Below are 11919 nucleotides of genomic sequence, written 5' to 3' on the forward strand. Positions count from 1 at the left end.
ACAATTATTATTATACGAAAGAGCGCGACACCTGTCACAAAAGAAATAGATTGCTGTAACAATCCTGTTTTCATATTGTGTTAACTGGGCATTTAGTTGAACAATCATCATTAGCTTTTTTTCATAATCGGTCCAGATCGTGGAGGATTGGTAAATTTCAGTTCTTCAAATAATAAGATTATTAGAAGAAGGAAAGTTATGTGTAATTAGTGATGTAAGTTTATGTCTTTTATGTAATAATTATATTTTGTAAAAGTATAAATTTACAATTCATACATAGTGAAAGTGGGAATCAAAATGGCAACAGGAACACATACAGTAGAAATTCCAGTAGAAGTACAAGCAGTTTGGGATTATGTCAGTGATCTTGAAAAATGGGCAACGACAGTACCAGCCTATAAAGAACATGAAGTCATAAATGACAAGCAATCTATTTGGACATTTGAAGGTAGTGTGAAAGGTATTAAAAAAACAATCCAAGCGCAGGTAGATATTACCGAATGGAATGAACCGTCAAATATTAAGTTTGAACTAAAAGGTTTATCAGATAATTTTACAGGAAGCGGTCACTTTACCTCAGAAGATGTTAATGGTAAAACAACAATGACTTGTAGGGTGGAAGTCCATGCAGGCGGATTATCGGGTGCGGTGTTAACACCAATTATAAAATGGGCTGTTCCCAAAGTAGCATCTCGTTTAACAGAATCTATCGCACGTAAAATTGCAGTATTCTCATAGTTGTCAAGGATTGAAAATCTCTTCATAAGCAAAGGTGTTAACAATCTGATATATTAATGTAATGATAAAGAGTAAATTAGGAGGCGGATAAAAATGGAGAAGGTAACACCATTTTTAATGTTTCAAGATGGCAACGCAGAAGAAGCGATGAATTTTTATACATCCATCTTTGAGGATTCTCAAATTACAAACATTGTTAGATATGGGGCTAATGAAGCTGGACCAGAAGGCACGGTAATGCAGGCTACTTTTACCTTAAAAGGACAAGAATTTATGTGTATTGACAGTTATTTAAAACATCAATTCTCCTTTACACCTTCTTTCTCAATCTTTGTTACTTGTAATACAGAAGAAGAACTTGATAATTTTTATGAAAAACTTAATGAAGGTGGACAAGCACTTATGCCTTTAAATAATTATGGTTTCAGTAAAAAGTTTGGTTGGGTAAATGACCGCTTCGGGGTTTCGTGGCAACTAAATCTTCCTATGTAAATGTTTTCGGGAAATTAATAAATAAAAAAATACATTAGGTATAGGGGTATTACTTCCAAAAGGGTAATACCTAATTTTATCTAAAGGCTTTATTTTATTGATACCCGATTGATTTGAAACTCGCCTGATAATATATCTCATTTGGGCAATGCTCATTCTATGAGGATGTCGTTCAGTTACAAAAATAGCGGGGGCCTTATCTTGGCGGTTGTCCAGGTAGCGTTTCAACCAAATCTCACATCGAATATAAAAATAGGAGTGGTAGTTGCGTCTCCTTTTTCATGTTCCACAAACGGGAAGATTAGTTGAAAAAGGAATGACAAATAAAAAACAAAACTTGCTACTGTGGAGCAAGTTTTGTTTTTCATGTTCCAACATAAATCAAAGATAGTTATTCAATTGTATTTTTCGTTGCATTGTACATATTGGCTACGTGTTCATCGACTTTATCTCTTGACATTCGTAGTCGTTCTACTGAAGTACCATATCCAATTTCTTGTTTACCCTCTTCTAATCCTTTAAAAATCCCATCTGCGAATTCTTCTAACGGTTCTCCATGAGTATGCAACCCTGCTCCGCCTAAATCTGTATTCACTGCCGGAGGAGCAACTTCAATAACTTCTACAGATGAGTCAGAAAGCTGGTGACGTAGACTCATTGTAAATGAATGAAGTGCCGCTTTCGTTGCTGAATAGATTGGCGCAATGGCAAACGGAGTAAAAGCTAACCCAGATGTGACGTTAATGATAGTCGCCTCTTCTTTTTTAGCAAAAAATGGAGCAAACAGCATAGACAAATGAAAAGGTGCTTCAATGTTGGTTGTGATTTCTTTATTGAAATAACTCCAATCGTTCTTCGCATCTGCTTTTAATACATTAAAACGTTGTTGAATCCCTGCGTTGTTTACTAACACATTCACTTCTGGATAGTTCTCTGTTACCCAATCAAACAATGATACACGCTCAGATTCAGTGTTCAAATCACTTACATGAGTAATAAGGTCCGGGAATTTTTCTTTCGCATTTTGAAGTACATTTTCACGTCGTCCAGTAACGATGACTTTATTTCCAGCTTTTATAAAGCGCTCTGTGAAAGCTAATCCTATTCCAGCACTTCCACCTGTAATAAGGATTGTATTTCCTGAAAGTTTCATTTTAGTTCCTCTTTTCCAAATATTTATTTCACTTAATAAAAACATTTTTTCATTATAATGTAAGTTAATTCTGTAATATTGCATTTTGCTGCAGCTATGCTAATTGAACATGTTTCATCGGGAGACCTCCAATTTTTATCTTTCCTTGTCAACAGGACTATAATACGACTTAAACCATGGTTTAAGTCAACAAAAAAACTAAAAAATATTTGATTTTGTACAAGTTAAAGAATTCAGACATATAGTCACAATGTGAAAAGGTGAACTTAAACTAACGAGTACTTATATTTAAGAGGGGATGGCTGCAGCATTCCGTTTTCTTATTATGCTTACGGGAAGATTTGTTGGAGAAGGTATTTGTTATCGAATATTGAATAATTAGTTACATATACAAAAAAAGTAAAAGTTTTAGATATGGGTTAATTAATGTAAAGGAGGAATTAAATTGAGTGAACTTAAACTGATTACTACTTACAAAAATGAGCTTAATAATTACTCATTGGAACATCTAAGATATAAATCTGAAGAGACAGTTTGGTCTATTGGGCAAATGTATGACCATTTAATCCTTGTTGCCCATGAGTATCTAGATAATATGGAAACATGTGCCACCTTAAATGATGAACACCCCCTTGGGAAAACGGAGTTTGGTGAGCATTTATATAAAATCGGAGGGTTTCCACCAATTAAAATTAAATTACCAGATGAACTAAATACTCCACCTAATAATTCAGATAGCAAAGATGATCTTATTAGTAGAATGGATCAAGTAATTCGAAGGTTGAGCCAATGGGAATCGAAAGTGGATACTATAAACCCAAATTATAAAGTCGAGCATGGAGGGTTCGGCTGGCTGAATGCAAGGGAATGGTATGATTTGGTTGGTATGCATTTTCGTCATCACCTACGCCAAAAAGATGAGTTAGAACAAAAGCTTGTTAAGTGACGGGTATAAGTTGAGGATAGGATTGTTTTGGATAACCTGTTTTCTTATTTAAGTAAAGGATGCGTTTATATAAGAGTATTATAGTTGTGTAACGGGTTCCGTTAACTATCGCAAACACTAAAAATGTAATGTAAAAGGAAATGAATGTTGAGTTCAAAGTGTATAAAAAATAAGCGGTATAATTCCGGCTAAATTGGGAAATACCCATATTTTCTTAAAAATAAGGGGAGTTTTTCCGTTAATATTATCCAAATCTTTGGATTTTGACTTTTTTAGAACAGTTAATCGGAATATCTCCTCTTATATCCTCTTCTAAAGCTTCCCCTATTTACATTAGCAGGAAATACTCCGCCTATGAATTTCCATACCTACACGAAATCGATACGGAGATGGCGGAAATGGTTTGCATTCGCAATCCGAAGAATGAGCAATTAAAAGCAAAAAATTTCTAATGTTTTTTAATCTCTCTTTAAAACTATCCAATGAGGTACTTAACTGGTCGAAAAACTGTAAACTTGAAAACGCTTTTAATTAGTGATATTCTTTAATAAATATTTTTGTTCGGTGAATTTCGTCTTGATGATCACTGAGAGCAAGGATAGTAATATTTTGTGTGTGTAACATACTAGGAGGCAACCAAAAAATGGAAAATGGAAAAGTAAAATGGTTTAACAGCGAAAAAGGCTTCGGATTCATCGAGCGCGAAGGTGGAGAAGATGTGTTTGTTCACTTCTCGGCTATCCAAGGCGAAGGCTTCAAAACTCTTGAAGAAGGTCAATCAGTTACTTTTGACGTTGAGCAAGGTAACCGTGGACCTCAAGCGGCTAACGTTCATAAAGCTTAATCCAAAAAATAATTAACAGACTCCTCTTTGGAGTCTGTTTTTTTATGCATAAAATAAAGAACCCTACTTAAGAATGAGTGGGGAAACTGAAAACAGTAAATCAAATGGTAAAAAGCGTGTAACATATAAATATTGAAAAACCTAATTCGAGCGGTCTGTTTTTCATAATCGACTAAAGTGACCACAGAAGATGTTGTTGTAACAAGTCAGGGTATTGAAGAATCTGGTAATAATGTTGTAGGACAAACGGATCTAAATAATGATTTTAAAACTGTTGAATGAGTTAAAGGGTTTGCTAAGTGCATCTGTTGGAAGTGGACCATTTTTATCATTTGTATTGTTCGCCATACAATTATAATGTTGTCTGTTTTTTTTGTGCGTGTTAAGATGTTTGAAATCTAGTTGGAGGATTTTAGAAATAGAATTAGCTTTCTAGAAAGGGTTAAATGATGTTAAGGTCTATTAAAAAGTAACTGAAAATTCAGGGTATTTTAGAGTAAAGGAATCTATTAAACTTAAAAAATAATTGTCAATACACAAATAAAAAAGGAATGATTATAATTGAAAAATAAATTTGCTGAGAGAACTCATTTAGTAAAACCTTCTGAGACACGTGAAATATTGAAAATAACAGAAAGACCAGAAATCATCTCTTTTGCGGGAGGACTGCCAGCTCCAGAGTTGTTTCCTGTAGAAGCTCTTAAGGTTGCATGCAATGCTGTATTGAATGAAGAAGGTGAGGCTTCTCTTCAATATAGTACGACTGAAGGATATATTCCTTTAAGAGAAGCTATTTGTCAAAGGATGAAAGTTATTGGGATTAACTCAACTATTGAAAATGTTCTTATCACTTCAGGATCCCAGCAGGCAATCGACCTTACTGGAAGATTATTTATCAATGAGGGAGATACTATTATTTGTGAAAGCCCAACCTATCTTGCAGCAATTAACGTATTCAAGTCATATAATGCCAAATTTGTTGAAGTAGCTATGGATGATGAAGGTATGGTTATGGAAGAGTTAGAGAAAAAGCTACTAGAGCATCCTAACACAAAATTTATCTATACGATTCCAGATTTCCAAAACCCTACAGGCCGCACATTAAAGCTCGAAAGACGAAAGAGAATGATCGAGCTCGCTAATCAATATGATGTACTGATTGTAGAGGATAATCCCTATGGAGCCATTAGATTTGCGGGAGAGGCCCTCCCACCTGTGAAACATTTTGACACAGAGAGCAGAGTAATTTATATAAGTACCTTCTCTAAAATTTTTACTCCCGGTCTTCGACTTGGATGGATTTGTCCAGGCGAACGTTTTATTGATAAGTATGTTTCTTTTAAACAAACAGCTGACTTGCATACTGACAGCTTTGCTCAAAGAATTACAGCTAAGTATTTGGAACTTTACAATATCGAAGAGCACATTAATAAAATCAAAGCTGTTTATAAAGAAAGATGCACAGCTATGTTATCTTGTATCAATGAATTTTTTCCGAAAAATATAAACTATAGTATGCCAGAAGGTGGATTATTTATTTGGATAGAGCTTCCTGAGTCTGTTGATTCTGGGAAATTATTCGCTAGATGTTTGGAAAATAATGTTGCGTTTGTTCCTGGAGTCCCATTTTTTCCGAATGGTACAAAGAAAAGCACTTTACGGTTAAATTACTCGAATATGCCTAAAGAGAAAATTATTGAAGGGATTAAGCGAATGGGAGAAGTGCTGTATCGTGAAATAGAAAAAGAAACAACTCTTATAGGATATTCGAAAAAAATGAATTGAAAAGAATCAGAATCCTACACGGATACTCATCAATAGGTACAAAAGGTATAATTGTTTTAATAAGAGCCACATTCAAATTATTGGATTAGAAAAAGGATGCGTATCATGCCAATTAATTCTTTTGAAAACTATCCGATGAGCTGGAAGCCATCGATTGATAAAATGAAAAGGCCAATTTATCAAGCACTTGCAGGGCAATTGGAACTGGATATATTAAACGGAATTTTATTACCTGGAACAAAACTTCCTCCACAGCGAGAATTGGCTGATTATTTGGATTTAAATTTGAGTACCATTTCAAAAGCTTTTAAAGTTTGTGAGTTAAAGGGATTGTTAAGTGCATCTGTTGGAAGTGGCACATTTGTATCGTATGATGCGTTATCGAATGCGTATTTACTTGAAGATACAAAGCCGAAGCATTTAATTGAAATGGGAGCAACCCTGCCTGATCATGCTTCTTACAAGCCTCTGCTGTATCAACTAAAAAGTATGCTGCAAGAGACAGATTATGAAAAGTGGTTTGGTTATGGTCGGGCAGGCGAGAGTCTTTGGCAAAAGGATGCCGCTTTAAAGCTAATCAGAAGAGGTGGGTTTGAAACAACCGTTGATCACATTTTATTTGCAAATGGGGGGCAAAATGCGATTGCTGCTACATTGGCAAGTCTCTGTAAGCCTGGAGATCGCATTGGTGTGGACCATCATACGTACCCAGGCTTAAAAACTGTTGCAGCAATGCTTAGTGTGCAAATCGTACCGATCAAATCAGAAAATTATGAAATGAGTCCATCTTCCTTTGAATATGCGTGTAAAAATGAGAATATTAAAGGCATTTACTTGATCCCAGATTATCACAATCCGACGGCTTCTTTTATGTCTGTTGAGAATCGAAAAATGATTGCAGCTATTGCCAAAAAGTATAAACAGTTCGTTATTGAGGATGCATCGTACCATCTTCTCAACAAAAAACCACTTCCAGCAGTCGCATCATTTGCCCCAGAACAGGTCATCTATATTGCAAGTTTATCTAAAACATTAGCACCAGGGTTACGACTAGCTTATGTAGCCGTACCGAGTCAATATAAGGAGCCAATTTCAAAGGCACTTTATAATTTAAATATAACCGTTTCCCCGCTATTAGCAGAACTGACAGCACGTACAATTGTATCGAATCAATTTGAAGTCTTAATTGAGGGTCATCGACAACAAACTATTCGCAGAAACCAAATGGTCAATCGATATTTGGGTGACTATACGTGCATCGGTGATGAAACAGGCATCTTTCGGTGGTTGCTATTACCAGGTAAGATTACTGGTGCTGAATTTGAAACGTTAGCTGCCCAGCAAGGAGTACAAGTGTATGCGGCTGAACGTTTTGTAGTTGGTAATAGTTGTCCCGAGCGGGCTGTAAGGATTTCTGTCTGTGCACCAGAAACGCTTGAAGAGCTTAAGCAAGGATTGATGATCCTTAAACGTTTGTTAACCGATCATACCTAATATTGTTTGCCATACAATTATAATATTGTATGGTTTTTTTGTGCGTGTTATGATGATTCAAATCTAATTGGAGGTTTATAAGCAATAGAATTAGTTTTCTAGAAAGGTAGGTTAGATGGTGGTAAACAAGGATAGTGTAAAAGCATTACAAAGCGGAAGTAATTCTTCAGAAAAACAAAAAACGTTATACCAGCGTACATTATTCGTTGTTAGTATTTCACAAATTTTTGGAGGTGCAGGTTTAGCTGCAGGAGTAACGGTGGGGGCACTGCTTGCTCAGCAAATGCTCGGTACGGATGCATTTGCTGGAGTTCCTTCCGCTTTACTTACTTTAGGGTCAGCAGGAGCAGCTTTATTTGTTGGGAGACTTTCGCAGGCGTTTGGCCGCCGTACAGGTCTGACAGCAGGTTTTATGATCGGTGGACTTGGAGCAATAGGTGTCATAATGGCAGCAATCATAAATAGTGTTCTCCTTCTATTTACTTCCCTGCTAGTTTATGGAGCAGGAACAGCAACAAATTTACAAGCTCGTTATGCAGGTACGGACTTAGCGAATAGCAAACAGCGGGGGACTGCTATTAGTATTACGATGGTTTTTACAACCTTTGGTGCAGTTGCTGGTCCAAATTTAGTGAATGTGATGGGGAATTTCGCTCTTTCTATTGGTGTACCATCACTTGCCGGTCCTTTCATTTTAGGAGCGGCAGCCTATATCTGTGCAGGTCTTGTCCTTTTCATCATGCTTCGTCCAGATCCGTTAGTTATCGCAAGAACGATAGAAGCGACCAACCAAAAACGTAGTGACAAAGGATATTTGGTAACATCTGAACAGATCGAAAACAAAAGGGGCATCATCGTTGGTGCAACAATTATGGTTCTTACTCAAATTGTAATGGTAGCTATTATGACTATGACGCCTGTTCATATGATGCATCATGGACATGGCTTGGGGGCAGTGGGTCTTGTTATTGGCTTTCATATAGCTGCCATGTATCTCCCTTCACTGATTACAGGTGCCCTTGTTGATAAGTTGGGGCGTACGGCAATGGCTATTGCTTCTGGAACTACGTTGCTTCTGGCAGGTTTAACAGCAGCATCTTCATCAGGAGATTCTATGATTGTTCTCGTAATGGCTCTTTCTTTACTTGGATTGGGATGGAATTTTGGCTTGATTAGTGGGACTGCATTGATTGTTGATTCAACTGAAACTTCCACACGGGCTAAAACCCAAGGTACAGTGGATGTTTTAATCGCTTTGTCAGGAGCTGCAGGCGGAGCCTTGTCGGGAATAATTGTGGCCGGTTCAAGTTATGCAACATTATCACTTATTGGAGGGATTTTGTCTTTATTACTAATTCCGGTGGTGATATGGTCTCGTGGAGGTGAAAAATAAGTTGGGCTAAAAGGTAAATAGGTATTTCGAGGGGATGAACCGGGGCCATGAAGTTCATGTACGGTAATGTCTAGCTATTTAAAAAAACGAAACTCTCCTCAATTTAATTATAGCATATAAAAAATGGCCAATATAGACTTTTTGTTCTCCATTACAACTGCTAAAATTCAATAGAAACTTAGTGAAATTTGGTAGTTAGGAGAGATTTCGAATGAGTTCTTTTGTTCTCGGTTTTCAGGAAATGGAAAAAACAGAGCTTTTGATCGTTGGTGGAAAAGGGTTAAATTTAGGGAAATTATCCAAAATTCAAGGATTACAAGTACCAGAAGGATTTTGTGTGACAACAGCGGGATATCAAAAAGCCATTGAACAAAACGAAACGTTTCAAGCTTTGTTGAATCAACTAATACAGCTAAAAGTAGAGGATCGAGATCAAATTGGTGAAATCAGCAGGAAGATTCGCCAACTCCTTATAGAAGTAGAAATTCCTTCCGATGTTGTAAAAGCCGTTGCTTACTATCTCTCCCAGTTTGGCGAGGAACATGCTTATGCAGTGCGTTCTAGTGCGACTGCTGAAGATTTACCACATGCCTCTTTTGCTGGCCAACACGACACCTATTTAAATATCATCGGAAAAGATGCTATCTTGCAGCATATCAGCAAGTGTTGGGCTTCCCTGTTTACGGATCGTGCTGTGATTTATCGAAATCAAAACGGATTTGACCATCGCAAGGTTTCTTTATCCGTTATCGTTCAAAGAATGGTTTTCCCACAGGCTTCAGGGACTTTGTTTACCGCTGATCCGATTACTTCTAACCGAAAGCTGCTATCCATCGATGCCAGTTTTGGACTTGGAGAAGCACTGGTCTCTGGCTTGGTCTCTGCCGATTGTTATAAAGTACGGGAAGAAGAAATCGTAGATAAGAGGATAGCAGCCAAAAAATTGGCTATCTATGGACGAAAAGAAGGCGGAACAGAGACAAAGCAGATCAATCTTGATCAGCAAAAGACTCAAACACTTACTGACAAGCAAATTTTACAACTAGCACGCATCGGAAGACAGATCGAAGCCTATTTTGGCTGCCCGCAAGATATCGAATGGTGTTTGGTTGATGATACTTTTTATATGGTCCAGAGCCGTCCAATCACTACGCTTTTCCCCATCCCAGAAGTGAGTGATCAAGAAAATCACGTCTATGTATCTGTCGGTCATCAACAAATGATGACAGACCCCATCAAACCATTGGGATTGTCTTTTTTCCTGTTAACGACTCCTGCACCCATGCGAAAAGCCGGCGGAAGGCTGTTTGTTGATGTCACAAATCAACTGGCTTCGCCACTCAGTAGAAACAATTTATTAAATGCCATGGGACAACACGATCCGCTCATGAAAGACGCACTAATGAACACACTTAAGCGAGGAGATTTTATCAAATCGTTGCCAAATGATAATAAAGCACCGAGTCCCACTAGAGGCAATATAGATATGCTGGCACAAATCGAAAACAACCCATCAATCGTTACTGATTTGATTAATCGTAGTCAAACATCGATTGAAGAGTTAAAACACAACATCCAAACGAAATCAGGAATAGATTTATTTAATTTTATTTTAGAAGATATTCAGGAATTAAAGAAGATATTATTTGACCCACAAAGTTCAGCTGTATTTATGGCTGCTATCAATGCTTCAACATGGATCAATGAAAAAATGAACGAGTGGTTAGGTGAAAAAAACGCAGCAGATGCGCTTTCTCAATCTGTACCAAACAATATTACTTCGGAAATGGGTCTGGCACTTTTGGACGTTGCAGATATGATTCGTCCTTATCCAGAAGTAATGGATTATTTGCAACATGTAAAAGATGATATCTTTTTGGAAGAACTGGTTAAGTTTGATGGTGGACAGGAAGCTATAGACGCCTTCTACGCTTTTCTCAACAAATACGGAATGCGATGTGCCGGAGAAATCGATATTACGAAAACTCGTTGGAGTGAAAAACCAATTACACTTGTCCCCATGATTCTTGGTAACATCAAAAACTTTGAGCCTAATGCCAGCAATCGAAAATTTGAGCAAGGACGGCAGAAAGCTTTGAAAAAAGAACAAGAGTTATTAGACCGATTGAAGCAATTACCGGATGGTGAACAAAAAGCTAAAGAAGCAAAGCGAATGATCGACCTTATCCGGAATTTCATCGGGTATCGTGAATATCCAAAATACGGCATGATTAATCGCTACTTCATTTATAAGCAGGCTTTACTGAAAGAAGCAGAACAACTCGTGAAAGCGGGCGTGATTCAAGAAAAAGAAGATATATACTATCTCACTTTTGAAGAACTCGCCGAAGCTGTTCGCACAAAAAAATCAGATTACCAGATCATCAATAAGCGCAAAGAGGATTATAAATTATATGAAAAACTGACTCCCCCGCGTGTGATCACATCTGATGGTGAAATCATGACAGGTAAGTACAAACGAGAAAATCTCCCAGCTGAAGCGATTGTAGGTCTGCCTGTTTCTTCCGGAGTGATAGAGGGACGTGCACGTGTCATCTTAAACATGGGAGAGGCTGATCTAGAAGATGGAGATATATTAGTCACCACCTTTACTGACCCCAGCTGGACACCATTATTTGTATCCATAAAAGGCCTAGTCACTGAAGTTGGTGGACTGATGACCCATGGAGCAGTTGTCGCACGTGAATATGGCTTACCAGCAGTGGTCGGGGTGGAAAATGCCACCAAACTGATCAAAGAAGGGCAACGAATTCGGGTGCATGGAACAGAAGGGTTTATCGAAATATTGTAATTGCTGAACACCTTACAATATCTAAAATTATTAATAAGCAGAAAATATGCAGGTTTAAATTTATCTCTTGTATATTTCTGCTTTTTTTTATACAAAAAACCTAGTGCAATAAATAAAGTAGTCACATTAAAGTTTCCAAAGACAAACAACGAAATACTTGTAAGAAATTAATCATAAAATATCATTTTCAAATATAAAATCGTAGGAAGAGGTTTCTATTGATCATGTGTGCGCTATAAAAAATGCGTCGAAGGGTGTTGTT

General features: G+C 37.2%; 9 protein-coding genes. 8 read left to right on the top strand and 1 reads right to left on the bottom strand.

The window, feature by feature from the left end; genetic code table 11:
• The first annotated feature begins 297 nt into the window (after positions 1-297).
• Entirely contained in the window at positions 298-738 is a 441-nt protein-coding gene (locus tag CVD27_RS02765) for a CoxG family protein (protein ID WP_101646370.1), read from the top strand.
• Positions 739-831: 93 nt separating this feature from the next.
• A complete protein-coding gene (locus CVD27_RS02770) occupies positions 832-1230 on the top strand; it encodes a VOC family protein (protein ID WP_101646371.1) in 399 nt (132 codons plus the stop codon).
• Between the two features lie 391 nt (positions 1231-1621).
• On the opposite strand, the gene CVD27_RS02780 is transcribed toward CVD27_RS02770, so the two are convergent.
• Positions 1622-2383, bottom strand: a complete 762-nt coding sequence (locus tag CVD27_RS02780) for an SDR family oxidoreductase (protein ID WP_101646372.1) — start codon at positions 2381-2383, stop codon at positions 1622-1624.
• Positions 2384-2828: 445 nt separating this feature from the next.
• Here CVD27_RS02780 and CVD27_RS02785 point away from each other — a divergent pair, with 445 nt between their 5' ends.
• The 6 genes from CVD27_RS02785 to ppsA all read left to right on the top strand — a co-directional run bounded on the left by CVD27_RS02785 (position 2829) and on the right by ppsA (position 11657).
• Positions 2829-3329, top strand: coding sequence for a DinB family protein (locus tag CVD27_RS02785; RefSeq protein WP_101646373.1), 501 nt, complete (start codon positions 2829-2831; stop codon positions 3327-3329).
• Positions 3330-3972: 643 nt separating this feature from the next.
• Positions 3973-4173: a cold-shock protein gene (locus tag CVD27_RS02790; RefSeq protein WP_101646374.1), complete on the top strand. Its 201-nt coding sequence runs from the start codon at positions 3973-3975 to the stop codon at positions 4171-4173.
• A 561-nt stretch (positions 4174-4734) separates the two neighbouring features.
• Positions 4735-5958: an aminotransferase-like domain-containing protein gene (locus tag CVD27_RS02795; protein WP_101646375.1), complete on the top strand. Its 1224-nt coding sequence runs from the start codon at positions 4735-4737 to the stop codon at positions 5956-5958.
• Between the two features lie 105 nt (positions 5959-6063).
• Positions 6064-7452 (top strand): aminotransferase-like domain-containing protein, encoded by a 1389-nt coding sequence (locus tag CVD27_RS02800; RefSeq protein WP_142384068.1) that lies wholly within the window; start codon positions 6064-6066, stop codon positions 7450-7452.
• Between the two features lie 115 nt (positions 7453-7567).
• Complete coding sequence (locus tag CVD27_RS02805) at positions 7568-8845, top strand: MFS transporter (RefSeq protein WP_101646377.1); 1278 nt, start codon at positions 7568-7570, stop codon at positions 8843-8845.
• Positions 8846-9056: 211 nt separating this feature from the next.
• Positions 9057-11657: a phosphoenolpyruvate synthase gene (ppsA, locus tag CVD27_RS02810; protein ID WP_101646378.1), complete on the top strand. Its 2601-nt coding sequence runs from the start codon at positions 9057-9059 to the stop codon at positions 11655-11657.
• The last annotated feature ends 262 nt before the right edge of the window (positions 11658-11919 follow it).

This window comes from Neobacillus cucumis, from assembly GCF_002860255.1.
GTDB classification, from domain to species: Bacteria; Bacillota; Bacilli; order Bacillales; family Cytobacillaceae; genus Neobacillus; species Neobacillus cucumis_A.

Coding starts and splice junctions, on each gene's coding strand:
- CVD27_RS02765 (WP_101646370.1), top strand. CDS start 298: ATGGCAACAGGAACACATACAGTAGAAATTCCAGTAGAAGTACAAGCA.
- CVD27_RS02770 (WP_101646371.1), top strand. CDS start 832: ATGGAGAAGGTAACACCATTTTTAATGTTTCAAGATGGCAACGCAGAA.
- CVD27_RS02780 (WP_101646372.1), bottom strand. CDS start 2,383: ATGAAACTTTCAGGAAATACAATCCTTATTACAGGTGGAAGTGCTGGA.
- CVD27_RS02790 (WP_101646374.1), top strand. CDS start 3,973: ATGGAAAATGGAAAAGTAAAATGGTTTAACAGCGAAAAAGGCTTCGGA.
- CVD27_RS02800 (WP_142384068.1), top strand. CDS start 6,064: ATGCCAATTAATTCTTTTGAAAACTATCCGATGAGCTGGAAGCCATCG.
- CVD27_RS02805 (WP_101646377.1), top strand. CDS start 7,568: ATGGTGGTAAACAAGGATAGTGTAAAAGCATTACAAAGCGGAAGTAAT.
- ppsA (WP_101646378.1), top strand. CDS start 9,057: ATGAGTTCTTTTGTTCTCGGTTTTCAGGAAATGGAAAAAACAGAGCTT.